16 protein-coding genes are annotated in these 16007 nt (G+C 66.0%); 7 read left to right on the forward strand and 9 right to left on the reverse strand.

Annotated features, from left to right (window positions below; genetic code table 11):
* Window positions 1–19: 19 nt before the first annotated feature.
* Window positions 20–643, forward strand: coding sequence for a squalene/phytoene synthase family protein (locus tag ACE3TH_RS08090; RefSeq protein WP_374599048.1), 624 nt, complete (start codon window positions 20–22; stop codon window positions 641–643).
* Between the two features lie 44 nt (window positions 644–687).
* Here ACE3TH_RS08090 and ACE3TH_RS08095 read toward each other — a convergent pair whose 3' ends face one another.
* The 4 genes from ACE3TH_RS08095 to trmFO form a co-directional block, all read right to left on the reverse strand.
* Window positions 688–1089, reverse strand: a complete 402-nt coding sequence (locus ACE3TH_RS08095; protein WP_374599050.1) for a host attachment family protein — start codon at window positions 1087–1089, stop codon at window positions 688–690.
* A gap of 64 nt (window positions 1090–1153) precedes the next feature.
* On the reverse strand, window positions 1154–2083 hold the full coding sequence (locus ACE3TH_RS08100) for an oxygenase MpaB family protein (protein WP_374599052.1): 930 nt from the start codon (window positions 2081–2083) through the stop codon (window positions 1154–1156).
* Entirely contained in the window at window positions 2083–2286 is a 204-nt protein-coding gene (locus tag ACE3TH_RS08105; RefSeq protein ID WP_374599054.1) for a hypothetical protein, read from the reverse strand. The genes ACE3TH_RS08100 and ACE3TH_RS08105 overlap by 1 nt, the downstream gene beginning before the upstream one ends.
* Window positions 2283–3674 (reverse strand): methylenetetrahydrofolate--tRNA-(uracil(54)-C(5))-methyltransferase (FADH(2)-oxidizing) TrmFO, encoded by a 1392-nt coding sequence (gene trmFO, locus ACE3TH_RS08110; protein ID WP_374599056.1) that lies wholly within the window; start codon window positions 3672–3674, stop codon window positions 2283–2285. The genes ACE3TH_RS08105 and trmFO overlap by 4 nt, the downstream gene beginning before the upstream one ends.
* Before the next feature lie 64 nt (window positions 3675–3738).
* On the opposite strand from trmFO, the gene ACE3TH_RS08115 reads away from it, so the two are divergent.
* Together ACE3TH_RS08115 and ACE3TH_RS08120 are read left to right on the forward strand one after the other, a co-directional pair.
* Entirely contained in the window at window positions 3739–4644 is a 906-nt protein-coding gene (locus ACE3TH_RS08115) for a hypothetical protein (RefSeq protein WP_374599057.1), read from the forward strand.
* A gap of 30 nt (window positions 4645–4674) precedes the next feature.
* A complete protein-coding gene (locus ACE3TH_RS08120) occupies window positions 4675–5625 on the forward strand; it encodes a lysostaphin resistance A-like protein (RefSeq protein WP_374599059.1) in 951 nt (316 codons plus the stop codon).
* Here ACE3TH_RS08120 and uvrA read toward each other — a convergent pair.
* Entirely contained in the window at window positions 5622–8573 is a 2952-nt protein-coding gene (gene uvrA / locus ACE3TH_RS08125; protein ID WP_374599061.1) for an excinuclease ABC subunit UvrA, read from the reverse strand. The two genes, ACE3TH_RS08120 and uvrA, sit on opposite strands and share 4 nt — an antisense overlap.
* A 171-nt stretch (window positions 8574–8744) precedes the next feature.
* On the opposite strand from uvrA, the gene ACE3TH_RS08130 reads away from it, so the two are divergent.
* Window positions 8745–9485: a hypothetical protein gene (locus ACE3TH_RS08130; protein ID WP_374599063.1), complete on the forward strand. Its 741-nt coding sequence runs from the start codon at window positions 8745–8747 to the stop codon at window positions 9483–9485.
* 134 nt (window positions 9486–9619) lie between these two features.
* A complete protein-coding gene (locus tag ACE3TH_RS08135; protein ID WP_374599065.1) occupies window positions 9620–11251 on the forward strand; it encodes an ABC-F family ATP-binding cassette domain-containing protein in 1632 nt (543 codons plus the stop codon).
* Here ACE3TH_RS08135 and ACE3TH_RS08140 read toward each other — a convergent pair.
* From ACE3TH_RS08140 to ACE3TH_RS08155, 4 genes are all read right to left on the reverse strand, one after another.
* Complete coding sequence (locus ACE3TH_RS08140; protein ID WP_374599067.1) at window positions 11224–12816, reverse strand: EAL domain-containing protein; 1593 nt, start codon at window positions 12814–12816, stop codon at window positions 11224–11226. The genes ACE3TH_RS08135 and ACE3TH_RS08140 overlap by 28 nt on opposite strands.
* A 77-nt stretch (window positions 12817–12893) precedes the next feature.
* Entirely contained in the window at window positions 12894–13343 is a 450-nt protein-coding gene (locus tag ACE3TH_RS08145; protein WP_374599069.1) for a flagellar basal-body protein FlbY, read from the reverse strand.
* Complete coding sequence (locus ACE3TH_RS08150) at window positions 13340–13633, reverse strand: rod-binding protein (RefSeq protein ID WP_374599071.1); 294 nt, start codon at window positions 13631–13633, stop codon at window positions 13340–13342. The genes ACE3TH_RS08145 and ACE3TH_RS08150 overlap by 4 nt, the downstream gene beginning before the upstream one ends.
* 2 nt (window positions 13634–13635) lie before the next feature.
* A complete protein-coding gene (locus ACE3TH_RS08155; protein ID WP_374599073.1) occupies window positions 13636–14742 on the reverse strand; it encodes a flagellar basal body P-ring protein FlgI in 1107 nt (368 codons plus the stop codon).
* 183 nt (window positions 14743–14925) lie between these two features.
* On the opposite strand from ACE3TH_RS08155, the gene ACE3TH_RS08160 reads away from it, so the two are divergent.
* Together ACE3TH_RS08160 and dksA are read left to right on the forward strand one after the other, a co-directional pair.
* Complete coding sequence (locus ACE3TH_RS08160) at window positions 14926–15351, forward strand: flagellar assembly protein FliX (RefSeq protein WP_374599075.1); 426 nt, start codon at window positions 14926–14928, stop codon at window positions 15349–15351.
* Between the two features lie 180 nt (window positions 15352–15531).
* Window positions 15532–15966 carry an RNA polymerase-binding protein DksA gene (gene dksA, locus ACE3TH_RS08165; protein WP_292174046.1) on the forward strand — a complete coding sequence of 145 codons (435 nt, stop codon included), beginning with the start codon at window positions 15532–15534 and terminating at the stop codon, window positions 15964–15966.
* Window positions 15967–16007 lie beyond the last annotated feature (41 nt).

Raw genomic sequence — 16007 nt, forward strand, 5'->3', positions numbered from 1 at the left:
CGAGGCGGAAGCCAGACCGATGGCGGACCTGGATGCCCAGGTCCGCGCCGCCGATCCCGATCGCTGGCTGTGCAGCCGGTTCGTGGCCGATGCGCAAGCTCGTGCGGACCTGATCGTCCTCTATGCCTTTGAAGCCGAGCTGATGGCGATCCCGACGCGGGTGACCCAGCCGCTGCTGGCCGAGATGCGGTATCGCTGGTGGGCCGATCAGATGGACGGGGTGTTTGCGGGCGAGCCGCGCAAGGGCCATCCGGTGCTGGAGGCGCTGACCGATGTCGTGCGGCGGCACAGGCTAGAGCGCGCGCCGTTCGACGCGCTGATCGAAGCGCATATCGGGCGGGTGCATGGCAAGCCGCATGATCTGGAGGCCTTTTACGTCGGCCCGATGCAGGTGGCGGTGCGGGTGCTGGCCGGACAGGGGCATGACGACAAGGTCGTGGGGGCCGGTCGGGTGTGGGGACTGGCGCAAGTGGGCAGGCTGGACGACGCCCGGTCGGCTCTGGGCGACGCGAACTTGGCCTTGAAGGGTCTGCCGTCATCAGCGTTTCCAGCCGTGGCGCATGCCGCCTTGATCAGACCGGCAGAGGCCGAACCGTTGAAGAAGCTGCGGCTTACCTGGGCGATGCTGCGCGGGCGTCTGTAGACGGCAAGACGCCCGGACGGTCGGTCCGGGCGCTTGCAGGTCGATCAGGCCTTGGCGATGGCGTCGGCGATCTGATCCGTGGTCTGGTTGGTCAGGTCCTTGGCGATCTCGCCGGTCAGGCGGGACTCCAGTTCCTTGTGCCAGTTCTTGCGCAGGGCCCCCAGCGTCTTGGGCGCGGCGATGACGACCAAATGGTCGAACTGGCCGTTCAGGGCCTTCTTATTCAGCAGTTCCGCGACACCGAAGGCAAAGCCGTCTTCGGCCTGGGTGTCATTGTCGGGATTGGCGGCGCTGGACTGACGACCTGGGGCACCGGACAGACGCTCGGGGACCTCCGGGGTCAGATGCGCCGTCAGGCTCGGCTGATCGGCGTCACCCGTGTTCTTGAACAGAACCAGTTTCTCGCCATCGACGACGGCGACCAGTGCGCCCTTGGGAAGTTTCATGGTGCGAGAATCCTCATGGTTTTCAGATGAGGAGGTAACGATCCCGGCCGAGGGCGGTTGCCGTCTATTGCGTGCGGTCGTCCGGCGCGGCGTCCGGGTAGCTGGCGATGTCGGCAGGCCAGATGCGGCGGTTCGGCGACTGGTCGAACGCCCAGCGCAAGGTGCGGGCCAGGGTGGCGGCTCCGCCGCGGATGACCGGCAGGTCCAGCGGCACGGGCAGGCCGTGCATATGCCGCGCCCAGGCCGGCAACAGATCCACACCCGCCTGCATGATGATGCGCGAGGCGGCGTCTGTGCGACGCGATCCCACGGTTTGCTTCAGTACCAGCCGGGCAACCTCGCGCGTGCGGTCATCGGTCAGCAGGGCCGGGCGCTTGGACTGGATCAGGGTCTCGGCCGAGGTGCGGTCGCGCGGTACGGGATCGGCCCCCAGCCGTTCGGCAACCGTCGCCATCTCCGCGAAATACTGGTCCTGATCGGCTCGGCTCATGCCCGGCTCGGCATAGCGTATCCAGGCGTTCAGGAAGCTGGTCGCCTCGGTGACATGCACCCAGGCCAGCAGGGCGGGGTCGGTGGCGTCATAGGGGGCACCGGACGGCAGGACGCCGCGCACCTGGGCGTGAATGCGCCGCACGCGGTCGATCGCGGCGACGCCGTTGTCGGCGGAATCATAGGTGGTCACGGCAATAAACTTGGCCGTCCGCCTCAGCCGCCCGTGCATGTCGGCGCGGAAGTTGGAATGGTCCCAGACGCCGGCCAGCACCGCGGGATGCAGCATCTGCAGCAGCAGGCCCGAGACGCCGCCGATCATCATGGTGACGACGTCGCCATTGACCCGCCAGGCGACCGAGTCGGGCGCGAACAGAGCATCGCCGCGCCGCAGGACCGGGCGCTCGCCCTTCGACGCATCGTTGAACAGATCGGTGACCTGGCGCCGGATCAGGGCCTTGGCGGGTTCGAACAGGCGGGGTCCGGAAGAGCCCACGCGGGCCATCAGTTCACGGTCCGGGTCAAGGTCTCGATCCGGCGGTCCAGATCGGCAACGACGTCTTCCAGTCGCGCCTTCTCGGACGCCATGTCGATGGGTGTGCCGTCTTCGTAGGTCAGCTGAGCGCCCTGTGCGATCATCTCGAGACGGTAAAGGATGATGACGCGGCGGGCGGTCAGGCGATCCAGTTCGGTGTCCGGCGCGGTCATGCGGCGGCGTCCCGCCAGGCCTTGAGGCTGTTCATGGCCCGGATGCTCATCAGCCGCTTCTTGGCGCGGCCGCGTTCCTTGAGCGGGATTTTCACGCCGGCCTCGTCGACCTTGGGGGCTTCCAGAGGGGGCAGCAGGCCGTAGTTGATGTTCATCGGCTGGAACTTCGAGCCTTCCAGATGGCCGCCGGTGATGTGTTCGACCAGGGCTCCCATGGCGGTGTCGGCGGGAGGAGGGGCGAGATCGCGACCCAAGGCTTGAGCCGCAGCGAGGCGGCCGGTCAGCAGGCCCATGGCGGCGCTTTCGACATAGCCCTCCACCCCCGTGACCTGGCCGGCAAAACGCAGGCGGGGCATGGCTTTCAGACGCAACTGGCGGTCCAGCAGGCGAGGGCTGTTCAGATAGGTGTTGCGGTGCAGGCCGCCCAGGCGCGCGAACTGGGCGTTCTGGAGGCCCGGAATCATGCGGAAGATTTCGGCCTGTGCGCCGTGCTTCAGCTTGGTCTGGAAGCCGACCATGTTGAACAGGGTGCCCAGCGCATTGTCCTGACGCAGCTGGACGATGGCGTGGGATTTCACCAGGCGGTCGCGCGGGTTGGTCAGGCCGACGGGCTTCATCGGACCGTGGCGCAGGGTCTCGCGGCCGCGTTCGGCCATGACCTCGATGGGCAGGCAGCCGTCGAAATAGGGGACGTGTTCCCAGTCCTTGAAGTCGGCCTTGGGGCCGCTCAGCAGGGCGTCGATGAAGGCCTCGTACTCGGCCTTGTTCATCGGGCAGTTGACGTAGGCCGCCGCGTCTCCGCCCGGACCTTCCTTGTCATAGCGGGACTGACGCCAGGCGATGTCGAAGTCGATGCTGTCGGCGTGGACGATGGGGGCGATGGCGTCGAAGAAGCTGAGGGATTCCTCGCCCGTCGCCTTGAGGATGGCGTCGGCCAGGGCGGGCGAGGTGAGGGGGCCGGTGGCGACGATGACATTGTCCCACTCCTTGGGCGGCAGGCCGGCGATCTCCTCACGCACGATGGTGACCAGCGGATGGGCCTGAAGTTTGGTGGTGACGGCTTGTGAGAAGGCGTCGCGATCGACGGCCAGGGCCCCGCCCGCGGGCACCTGATTGATGTCGCCACAAGCCATGATGAGGGAATCCAGCGCCCGCATCTCGGCGTGCAGCAGGCCGACGGCGTTATGCTCCCAGTCGTCGGAGCGGAAGGAGTTGGAACAGACCAGCTCGGCGAGGCCATCGGTGTGGTGGGCATCGGTCTTGACGCCCGGCACGCCGCGCATCTCGTGCAGGATCACGGGCACGCCAGCTTGCGCGATCTGCCAGGCGGCCTCGGACCCGGCCAAACCGCCGCCGATGACATGGATGGATTGTGGAGAAACCGTCATGTTGCGGCTTCTAGCGGTGCGGGGTCCGGTTCGCTAGGCTGGGGGCAAAGAGGGGGCAGGTTCCATGACGTTTTCAGCGACCGACGCAGCATTCGAGGGCTTTCGGGTCGTCAGGCGCGCGCCGATGAGCCTGGTCTTCTGGGCGCTTTTCTATGTCGTGGTGATGGCGGTGGCCTTCGCCATGATGGGGCCGTCGCTGGCCAGTGCGATGGCGTCAGCCGAGCGACTTGAATCGGTGGGCACGCCGACGCTCGACGACTTCATGCCGATCATGAACTCCTTCGGCCTGGTGTTCAGCATCCTGTTGCCGGTCAGTCTGCTGTCCAGCGCTGTGATGTCTGCCGCCATCGCGCGGTCGGTGCTTTATCCGACGCAGAAGGCGCTGGGCTATCTGAGGTTAGGGGCGGACGAGCTGCGGGTGCTGGCCGTCTCGGTGGCTCTGGGCATCATCTTCATCGTGCTGATGGGCCTGATCTGGGGCATGACGTTTGCCCTGGGAGCCGCCGCCGTGAACACGCCGGTGTTGTGGCTGATCGTCGTGGTCTTCTTCCTTGTGGCCTGGGCGGCCTTTATCTGGCTGCTCGTGCGGCTCAGCCTGGCGGTGCCGATGACGCTTGCCGAGAAGCGGATCGTGCTGTTCGACTCGTTCAGTCTGACCAAGCGTCATTTCTGGCCGCTGGTCGGGATGGCGATCATCGCGGGTGTGATGAGCTTTGTCGTCAGCATGCTGGGGTCGCTGGTTCTCATGCCGATCCAGCTTATGTCGGGCGGAATGGAGACGCTGGCGACGGTTGAAGGGCTGAACCTAGTCGGCATGCTGCAGCAGGCCTGGCCAGCGATCCTCAGCTATGTGGTCGTCAATGCGATCATCTCTGCGCTGCAGGTAGCCGTGATCTATGCGCCCTTCTCGGCGGCGTATCGCGACATAGCTGGGCGGACGGGAGCGGGACTGGCCGAAACCTTCGGCTGATTTTTCAGGGATGAGCAGGGGGCTGACGTCATGAAGGGCATTGAACTTTACGCACCGCGCGAACCGCGTCACCGGCGGACGTGGACCTGGGCGGCGATCGTGCTGGCGCTGGCGTTCATCATCGGCGGGCAGCTGCTGGGGATCATGCCGGCACTGATGACGGGCTTCATCGGTCTGGATGGGGAGACGAACCGGTGGGACCAGCTGGCCTATGTGCTGTTCGCGACCTTTGGCTGCGGGGCCGTGCTGGTATTTTTGTGGGTCCGGTTCTTCGAGCGGCGGCCGCTGGCGACGATCGGGTTCAATGCCGACGGGCTGAAGCGGTTCGGGCGCGGCTATGCGATTGGACTGGGCTTTCTGCTGGCAGCGGTCGGCATCATCTGGGCCTTGGGCGGCTATTCGGTCGAAGCGGGCGGCGCGTTTCAGAGCGCGGCCGTCGGGGCGGCACTGGTGCCGATCTTCGTGTTGCTGTTGGGCTTCATCGTGCAGGGCTCGACGGAGGAGATCTTCTTTCGCGGCTGGCTGATGCAGCTGATCGCGTCCCGCCACGGGCTGTGGCTGGCGGTCGGGATCAACTCCGTGCTGTTCGGCCTGATGCACGCGGCCAATATTCCGCCGTCCAAGGAACTGTTCATGGGCCTGCTGAACATCGCCCTGTTCGGCGTCTTCATCAGCCTGTACGCCGCACGCGAAGGCTCGCTGTGGGGCGTCTGCGGCTGGCATGCGGCGTGGAACTGGCTGCTGGGGCTGGGCTTCGGGCTGGAGGTGTCCGGTCAGGTGGTGGATGCCAAGCCGCTGATCGTCGATCTGGCCACGCGCACCGAGGTGCCGTGGTGGATCACGGGGGCGGCCTTCGGCCCTGAGGGCAGCGTAGTGGTCACCGCCCTGCTGCTGGTTGGGTCGGTGGTTCTGATCGTGCGCGGCAAGACGCGGGATTGTGGCGTGGCGGGTCAACCCGCCACAGCCGAGACCTTCGACTAGGCGTCCGCCTTCGCCCTGGTGCGCGGCTTTTTGGCTGCGGCCTTGGGAGCTGGAGCGCCGAGGGCCGCCACCCGTGCCTTGCGGCGGGTTTGGTGGCGGTCCAGCACCTCCTTGAGGTATTTGCCGGTCCAGCTCCTGGCATTGGCCGCGACCTGTTCAGGGGTGCCAACGGCCACGATCTCGCCCCCGCCGTCGCCGCCTTCGGGGCCGAAGTCGAGCAGGTAGTCGGCGACCTTGATGACATCCAGATTGTGCTCGATGACGACGATGGTGTTGCCGTTCTCGACCAGCTCCTGAAGGACCTCCAGCAGCTTGCGCGTATCCTCGAAATGCAGGCCGGTCGTGGGTTCGTCGAGGATGTAGAGGGTCTTGCCCGTGGCGCGTTTGGACAGCTCCTTGGACAGCTTGACCCGCTGGGCCTCGCCGCCGGACAGGGTTGTCGCCGACTGGCCAACCTGGACATAGCCCAGACCGACCCGCTCCAGCGTCAGCATCTTGTCGCGGATCGAGGGCACGGCGTTGAAGAAGCGCGCCGCCTCCTCGACCGTCATGTCCAGGACGTCGGAGATGCTCTTGCCCTTGAAGACGATTTCCAGCGTCTCGCGGTTATAGCGTTTGCCCTTGCAGACGTCGCAGGTGACGTAGACGTCGGGCAGGAAGTGCATCTCGATCTTGATGACGCCGTCGCCCTGACAGGCTTCGCAGCGGCCGCCCTTGACGTTGAAGCTGAAACGGCCGGGGCCATAGCCGCGCGCCTTCGATTCCGGCAGGCCTGCGTACCAGTCACGGATGGGGCCGAAGGCCCCGGTATAGGTGGCGGGGTTCGACCGGGGCGTGCGGCCGATCGGCGACTGGTCGATGTCGATGACCTTGTCGAAATGCTCCAGCCCCTCGATGCGGTCGAAAGGGGCGGGTGCGTCCGATGCATTGTTCAGGCGGCGCGCGGCGGCCTTGTAAAGGGTCTCGATGGTGAAGGTCGACTTGCCGCCGCCCGACACGCCTGTAACGCAGGTGAACAGGCCGACGGGAATCTCGCCGGTTACTGTCTTGAGATTGTTGCCGGTCGCGCCGCTGATCTTGAGCATCTTCTTGCGGTTGACCGGACGGCGACCGTCGGCCGGTATCTCGATCTCGCGCTCGCCAGACAGGTATTTGCCGGTGAGGGAGTTCGGGTTGGCCAGGACCTCCTGAGGCGTGCCCTCCGCACAGATGGTACCGCCATGGACGCCGGCGGCCGGGCCCATGTCGATGACATAGTCGGCGGTCGTGATCGCCTCCTCGTCATGTTCGACGACGAGGACGGAGTTGCCGAGGTCGCGCAGGCCACGCAGGCTGTCCAGGAGGCGGGTGTTGTCGCGCTGGTGCAGGCCGATGGAGGGTTCGTCCAGCACATAGAGGACGCCGGTCAGACCCGAGCCGATCTGCGACGCCAGGCGTATGCGCTGGCTCTCGCCGCCGGACAGGGTGCCGGACGAGCGCGACAGGCTGAGGTAGTCCAGGCCGACATTGTTCAGGAACCGCAATCGGTCGGTGATTTCCTTCAGGATGCGGCGACCGATCTCGCGCTGCTTGTCCGTCAAGGTCTCTTCCAGGGTGGAGAACCACAGATAGGCCTTGGAGATTGACAGCCAGCTGATCTCGGCGATGTCGGAGCCGCCGACCTTGACCGCCAGGGCCTCGGGCTTCAGCCGCTTGCCGCCGCAGGCGTCGCAGGGCGTTTCGGATTGGTAGCGGCCCAGCTCCTCGCGCACCCAGGCGCTGTCAGTCTCGCGCCAGCGACGCTCCAGATTGGGCAGGACGCCCTCGAAGGCCTTTACCGTCTCATACTTGCGCGCGTTGTCGTCATAGACGAATTTGATCTTCTCGCCGCCCGAGCCGTGCAGGATGACGGCCTGCGCCTTCTCCGGCAGATCGCGCCAGGGCTTGTCCATCGAGAAGCCGTAGTGCTGGGCCAGGGATTGCAGGGTCTGGGTGTAGAGGGGCGAGGGGCCGCGCGACCAGGGCGAAACCGCGCCCTTGTGCAGGCTCCTGTCGCGGTCGGGGATGACAAGATCGGCGTCGAACGCCAGCTTGACCCCCAGTCCATCACAGGCGGGACAGGCCCCGAACGGATTGTTGAACGAGAACAGCCGGGGCTCGATCTCGCTGATCGTGAAGCCCGAGACCGGGCAGGCGAACTTCTCGGAGAACAGCAGGCGGCGCGGCTCTTCGCCCTCAGGCGCGCTGGCCCATTCGGCGACGGCGATACCGTCGGCCAGGTTCAGGGCGGTCTGGATGCTGTCGGCATAGCGGGGTTCGAGACCGGCCTTGGTGACGATCCGGTCCACGACGATGTCGATGTCGTGCTTGAACTTCTTGTCCAGCGTCGGCGCGTCCTCGATGGCGTAGAATTCGCCGTCGATCTTGAGCCGCTGATAGCCGGAGCGCTGCCATTCGGCGATCTCCTTGCGGTACTCGCCCTTGCGGCCGCGAACGACGGGGGCCAGCAGCAGGATGCGCTCGCCCTCGGGCAGGGCGGTCAGCTTGTCGACCATCATCGAAACGGTCTGGCTTTCGATCGGCAGACCGGTGGCGGGGGAATAGGGCACACCCACGCGCGCCCACAGTAGGCGCATATAGTCATGAATCTCGGTCACCGTGCCGACGGTCGAGCGCGGGTTCTTGGACGTGGTTTTCTGTTCAATCGAAATCGCCGGCGACAGGCCCTCGATCAGATCGACGTCCGGCTTGCCCATCAGCTCCAGGAACTGGCGTGCATAGGCCGACAGGCTTTCGACATAGCGGCGCTGGCCCTCGGCATAGATGGTGTCGAAAGCCAGCGAGGATTTGCCCGACCCGGACAGGCCGGTCATGACGACCAGCTTCTCGCGCGGGATATCGACGTCCACGCCCTTGAGATTGTGCTCGCGGGCGCCGCGCACGCGGATGAAGTTGTGCTTTTCAGTCATGAGGTCCGAGAGAACGCGGGAGGCCGGGCCTGGGTCCCGTGCGACAGCGCTATATGGGGATCGATTTGCCGATTTCAGCAAGAACAATATAAGAACATGGGGTGACGGCCAAGAGCGTTGATGTGCGTCCGCGTTTGCGCCTAGGCTGACCTAGCAGTTCAGGAGTTCCAAATGCGTCAGCAGAAACTGTTTGCTTCAGCGGCTGTGCTGGCGATGGTGTTGGCTGTCGCTGCCTGCAGCAAAACGGCCGAGGACTATGCCGCTGACGTCGATCGTAGCGCGGAGCAGGATGTCGTCCTGAAGACGCTGAAGGAGACCGACCCCACCTTCTATGGCCAGATCAGGGATCGTGCGGCAGGACGGCTAGCGGCGGGCGAGACCGAGCCGGATGTCCTGGCTGCCGTGCAGAACGAGATGCGCGCCTATGGCCTGCGACAGGCTCCCCATGTCGCGGCCGCGCCGGGTGCCTCCGTGATCGAGGTCATGCAGGCCGAGAAGGCCGTGATCGAGCATCTGCAGCGAACGGATGTCAGCACCTGTGCCCAGTTCGCCATGGCCGGACTGCCCGTGGGGTACCAGCCGAATGGCCAGATGAAGGCGCTGATCGACCGCGCGGCCTCGGCGCGTTTGGTGGCCGCGCAGGCGGGGAAGGCGTCGCCTCAACAGCGGAGCGAACCCAGCCAGGCGGATTTCGTGGCGGTCTATCAGACAATGCTGGACGGCGGGCTGAACGAGGCCGATGCCCAGCAGTTCTTCGGCACGGGAATGGGCAGTGCGCCCGAGCGTCAGCAGTGCGATGTGACGACGGCCTTCTACAGCGCCATCCTGGCGCAACCCAGGCCGCGGGCTGAGACGGTGTCGGCCTTCATCATCAAGACGGTGGCGGAGCAGATGGCACCTGCGGGCGGTTGACGCAGGGGTTGCGCGACGCGGTGCGAACCGCCATCCTCATGGCCTGAGTGTTTGTACAGGAGCTTCGACGATCATGATCAGCGCTTTGGAAATCGGTCTCGCCCTTTCCGCTGTCGCCTCGCTCGTGGTCGCCTATGTCTCGCTCCAGCCCAAACCCAAGCCCGTCCGCATCCGCGTTCGTGACGCTGGATCGCGTCGCCGCCCGAACGCCTGACGGGCATACGCTTTCCGACAATCTGAGCCTGGTCCTCGGCCGGGAGCGCACTGGACTGATCGGCCGCAACGGCGTGGGAAAGACCACGCTGCTGCGCCTTGTCGTGGGTCTGGATGACCCGGTCGAGGGACAGGTCGCGCGCGCCGGTCGGGTAGGGTGGTTGCCGCAGGCGGCGGGACCCGCAAGCGAAACGGTGGCCGAAACCCTGGGAGTCGTCGAGCCTCTGGCCGTGCTGGTCCGGGTTCTGGAGGGCTGTGGCATGGCCGACGACCTCGACAAAGCCGATTGGGGTCTTGAGGCTTGGATTGATGAAGCGCTCGCGCAGGTCGGATTGACAGGACTGGACATGGAACGCCGCTGCGAAACCCTGAGTGGCGGCGAACAGACGCGGTTGCGTTTGGCGGCCCTGTTGCTGGATGCGCCGGACCTGCTGGTGCTGGACGAGCCGACCAATCACCTCGATGCGGAGGGCCGGCGTCTGATCGGGGAGGTGCTGGAGAGGTGGCCCGGGGGCGTCCTGGTGGTCAGTCACGACCGCGATCTACTGCGCCGGATGGACCGGATCGTTGAACTCTCGTCGCTGGGGCAGCGTGTGTATGGCGGGAACTACGACCTCTATGCCGAGCGCAAGACTGCGGAGCGAGCGGCAGCGGTGCAGGCGCTGGAGACGGCTACACGGGACGCGGATCGCGCCGCGCGCGAGGGTCGCCAGGCGCTGGAGCGCAAGGCGCGCCGCGACCGGACGGGCAAGGCGGGGCGCGCTGCAAGCTCTGATCCCAAGATCCTGCTGGATGCGCGTGCCGAGCGGGCCGAGCGGAGCGGGGGGCGTCTGAACCTGCTGGTCGAACGTCAGGTGTCGGAAGCGAATGCCGCTCGCGCCGAAGCGGAGCAGGCGGTCGAGCGAGTCCGCGAACTGGCGATCTCGCTGCCATCGTCCGGTCTGGCCGGCGACCGGACGGTGGCGATGCTGGAGGACGTGGCGTGGCACACGCCCGACGGCGCGCCAGTGCTGGGGCTGAGCCTGCGGATCACCGGACCGGAGCGCCTGGCGATTACCGGGCCGAACGGCGCGGGCAAGACCACCTTGCTGAAGATGCTGGCGGGTCAGATTTTGCCGACACGCGGCACGGTAACGCGATCGGTGCGCACGGCCTGGCTGGATCAGGACATGGCCCTACTGAGGCCCGGCGAGACGGTGCTGGAGGGCTGGATGCGGCTGAACCCCGGCGCGTCGCAGAATGAGGCCCAGGCTGCTCTGGCCCGGTTTCTGTTCCGGAATGTCGCGGCGCAGAAGCGGGTCGATGTGCTGTCGGGCGGCGAGCGATTAAGGGCGGCGCTGGCCTGCGTCATCGGCCTTCAGCCGCCGCAGCTTCTGATTCTTGACGAGCCGACCAATCATCTGGACCTCGACTCGATCAGGGCCGTCGAGGCGGCGCTCGGCGGCTATGACGGAGCGCTGGTGGTCGTCAGCCACGATCCGGATTTTCTGGAGGCGATCGGCATTACCCGAACGCTGGACCTGGGTCAGCCCCAGCCGACGACCTCGCCCTGACGGCGGGCGGCGACGGGGCCGTTGCCCGAGGACAGGCGCAGGACCGGCTCGGCGGTCGCCTTGCCGAACAGCCAGCCCTGACCGTAGGTGACGCCCATGGTCCGCAGCTTGGTGGCCTGGGCCTCGGTCTCGATCATCTCGGCCACGGTCGCGATCTTCAGGTCGGTGCACAGGCTGACGAGGTGGCCGATCAGTTTCTCGGCGCGCTCTGTCACGCAGACATTCTCGACGAAGCTGCCGTCGATCTTCACCGTGTCGAGCGGAAGGCGGCTGAGATAGTCATAGGTGGCCGACCCGACACCGAAATCGTCCAGGCAGATGTGGATGCCGGCCTTCTTCAGAGCCTTGAGCCTGCGGTCGGCGGCCTCCAGGTCGGCCAGGGCGGCGGTCTCGGTGACTTCGACCATCAGCCGCTTGCGCAGATCGGGCTTGCTGGCCGTCAGACCCAGCAGGCCCTGGATGTAGGAATCGCTGGCCAGCGACGCGCCCGACACATTGACGGCCACCTTGATCAGGCCGAAACCCGAGCGCTGCATCTGGGCCAGGGCTTTTTCGGCGACGGCGAGGTCGAACGCCTGAATGAGGGCCATCTCCTCGGCCATCTTGATGGTGGCGGCCGGACCGCCCGAGCGGAACCGCGACAGGGCCTCGAAGTGATGGACGGCCCCGGACTTCAGATCGATGATCGGCTGATAGTGCAGCGAGAAGTCGCGGGTTTCGACCACAGTGTTGAAGGCATCGGCCTCGCGCATGGTGCTCTTGAGGCGTTCGCTGAACCCGGAGCCGGCGGCGTCGATCCCATCGTCCTTGAGGCAATCCTCTAGCGCCATACGCAAGGCGCGTAGGGCCATGCCGGGGGAGGTGCCGCCGGCCAGTGTCGCCTCGGTGCTGCGCACCATCAGCTCGACGCCCTCGTCGAGGGCCGCCTGGCGGATTTCAGCGGCCAGATCGGTCTTGTCGCCGGTCAGGCGGATGACGGCGAAGCGTTTTTCAGAAAGTTGGGCGGCGCTGCCGCCATCGACCGACGACGCCTGCAGCACGGACTGGATGTGGGCCGTCGCGCGGCTGTGCTCGGCATTGTTGCGATCAAGACCCGACACCTCGACGAAGGAGAAGGACATGTCGGCGGCCGGATCCTCGGCCATGATCTGTCGCGTATGGTCCACCAGACCCTCGGACGTCAGCATCTCCTTCGGCGGGGCCACTGCCTCACTGAATGCTTCACCGTCCCAGGTCAGCGAGCAGGAGACGGCGGGCGCCAGTTCCGGAAGGCTGAAGGCCCGGAAGCGGGCACGGCGGACCATGCCGTCGTTTCCGCTAACGACGATCTGGAGCTCGGATGTGCGACCCCCGGATTGCAGGGTGTGCAGGGCCTTGGCGACCGGTTGTCGGCTGGTAGCGCTCAGAATGTCGGTGAAGCGCTTGCTGCTCCAGAGCCGTCCGGGGTCTGCACCGGCAGTCACGCCGGCCCCGAGGGCGAGCGTGACCTTGGTGTCGCCATCGACCTCGACCAGCACATCGGCGGCGGCAAAGGCGAGGCCCAGAAGGCGGGATTGGAAACTCATGCCCGGTCAGATACCGGACAAGGCTGAAAACAATGCTCCATGAACAGGCTTAACCGATTGCTTCCAAAGGCTTGTGGCTAAGCTTGTGCATTGTAGGCGACGGCCCGTCCGTCGGCGGCACTGGCACGCCCGGAGGCCCCATAGGCGGAGGGCGATCCGCGCTGGCTGGCGACCTCGGCGGCGATGGTCTTGACCAGCCCCTCCGACACGATGCGAGCGGCCTCGACCGCCAGGGCATGACGCGACAGGACAGCTTCGAAGGCCTGTGTCGCTGCGATCAATCGCTTGCGCTCTTCGGCGGGCGCGGGAGCCAGTTCAGAAGGCGCCGCCTTGATGCGCGCCGATTCACGACGATAGGCGTTGGCCAGGTCCTGGGTCTGACCCACGGTGGCCGCGACATCCTGCGGGCGGCGGGTCTCGAAGGCGGCGGCTTCCTCGGCCAGGCGCGCGGTCAGCCGTTCGGTCAGGTCGATCATCTGGCGCACACGGGCGGTGGCGTTCAGGGTCGCGGTCTCGGCGGCGGTCACTGGGCCTGCTCCTGCATCTTGATCATTTCCGCGACGATGGTGTCGGTCAGGCCGATGCCGCCGGCCTTGACCGTCTGTTTGGCCATGGCCTCGACCAGAAAACCGCGCCAGGTGCCCTCGGCCTCCCCCCCGCCGAAAGGGGCTTCGGTCGACAGGCTGTCGAACATGGGTTTCAGCATCTGGGTCAGGAAGGAGGCCTCGAAATCCTCGGCGGTCTGGCGCATGCGCTCAGGTACGACACGGGGCGCGCTTGCGTTCAGAAGGGAAGGGGAAGCGGTCAGGTCGGTCATGTTCACATCACCTCAATGTCGGCTTGCAGCGCGCCGGCGGCCTTGATGGCCTGAAGGATGCTGATCATGTCGCGCGGGCTGACGCCCAGGGCGTTCAGGCCGTTGACCAGGGTGGCGAGTGAGGTGCCGCCACCCACGATGCGCATTTCGCGGCCCAGGTCCTCCTCGACACTGACGTCCGACTGCGGCGTCACGACGGTCTGACCGCGGCTGAAGGCCTCGGGCTGGCTGACCTGCGGGTTCTCCTGGACCGAGATGGTCAGATTGCCCTGGGCGATGGCGACGGTGGAGACACGCACGGCGTCGCCCATGACGATGACGCCATTGACCTCATCGATGATCACCTTGGCCGGGCTGTCGACCGTGATGGGCAGGTTCTCGACCTGACTGATGAAGCCGGCCATGCCCATCTGGCCGGGCGCACGCAGGGCCACGACCGTACCGTTCTCGGCCAGGGCGGTGCCGGGATAGCTGGCGTTGATGGCCGCGGCGACGCGCTGGGCCGTGGTGAAGTCGGGGTTGCGCAGCGTCAGCCGCACCTCGTTCATATTGGCCATCTGGAAGCCGGTCTCGCGTTCGACGGTCGCGCCAGAGGCGATGCGGCCTGCGGTGGGCACACCGCGCGAGACGGACGAGCCGGACGCGCCCGAGCCGGACACGGCTCCGGTCTGGATGGAGCCCTGGGCGACGGCATAGACCTCGCCGTCCGCGCCTTGCAGACTGGTCACCAGAAGCGTGCCGCCCAGCAGGCTCTTGGCATCGCACATGGACGAGACGCTGACGTCGATCCGAGCGCCGGGGGTGGCGAAAGGCGGCAGTTCAGCGGTGACCATGATGGCCGCCAGGTTTTTGGAGTTGGAGTTGGCCCCGCGAATGTTGACGCCGAGGCGCTCGGTCATCCCCTCCAGCGACTGACGGGTGAAGGGGCAGTTGCGCAAGCTGTCGCCCGTGCCGGCCAGACCAACGACGAGGCCGTAGCCGACCAGCTGGTTGGAGCGCACCCCCTCGACGGCGGCGATGTCCTTGATCCGCGACTGCGCCTGGGCCGGCAGCGCGAATCCCGCTGCGGCGGCAGAGGCGATCAGGAGGGAGGCGAGCAGTTTCTGCATCGTGAGGCATCCGCGAACAGTTGTCTTAAACCGTGTTGCGAAGGTCGTGCCACGAAGAAACATGAGTGATTACAGAGGCCGGAGCGTAAGTCCGCCGGGCTGGCGCGGCAGAATCTGCCGAGGCATTAACCAAACAGTGACGGTGCGCCGCGAAGGTGGCGCGGTGTCACGGAGTCCATTCCCATGAAGGTCACAGGCCCGTCAGGACCGTCTGCGCCGCAGACCGCGCGGCCCGCACGCGCCGGTGGCGGGTTCAGCCTGCCTCAAACAGGTGCAGCGGGGTCGACGCAGGCGGCTTCAGCTACGGCGGGTCCGGCCAGTGTCGGTGATGTCTCGGCTCTGATGGCCCTACAGGGGGTCGAGGATGTGATGGAGCGGCGGCGCCGCGCCGTCCGGAGAGGCAGCGGGATTCTGGATCGGCTGGAAGAGTTGAAGCTGGCCCTGCTGTCCGGTGAAGCGGGTGATGGATCGTTGGAAAGGCTCGCGCGGGTCATGCGCGAGGAACGGCCACACGAGGAGGATGCGTCTCTGACAGGGCTGCTGGATCAGATCGACCTCAGGGCCGCGGTCGAACTTGCCAAGGCCGATTTGCGCCGCAGCGCAGCATAAGCTGCCGGATTTCTTTGGCTATTCGGCTTCATAGAGCGCCGGGTGATGAAGAAATGTCACGCCTCGCGGAATGATGAAGCGTAGCCGGTTCATGGCTTGAAGAGCCGTGTTGCCCAGACTCGCACGCATCCCTATAGGCAGGATTGCGCCAAGGGGGGCGTCTGTTGAGAGCGTGGGTCGATGAACGCAATAGCGTCTATCAAGGCCGAGGACGGGGTCGAGTATCGCCCATCCGACGCCGAGCCGTTCATGAATGATCGTCAGCTGGCCTATTTTCGGGGCAAGTTGCTGGCGTGGAAAGATGACATCCTGCGGGAATCCAAAGGCACGGTCATCAATCTGAAGGCCGAGACCGAGAACCATCCGGACCTGCTGGACCGCGCCTCGTCGGCTTCCGACCGAGCTCTTGAATTGCGCACACGCGATCGTCAGCGCAAGCTTATTTCAAAGATCGACGAGGCCCTGCGCCGGATCGAGGACGGATCCTACGGCTATTGCGAGGAAACCGGCGAGCCGATCAGCCTGGGTCGTCTGGAGGCCCGGCCGACCGCGACCCTGTCCGTCGAGGCTCAGGAACGCCACGAACGCCGCGAGCGGGTTCACCGCGACGACTGACAAGGTTGCCATGCCTTGACTTGAGGCGGTGAGAGCGCGAC

The organism is Brevundimonas sp. (genome assembly GCF_041919755.1).
Taxonomy (GTDB): Bacteria; Pseudomonadota; Alphaproteobacteria; order Caulobacterales; family Caulobacteraceae; genus Brevundimonas.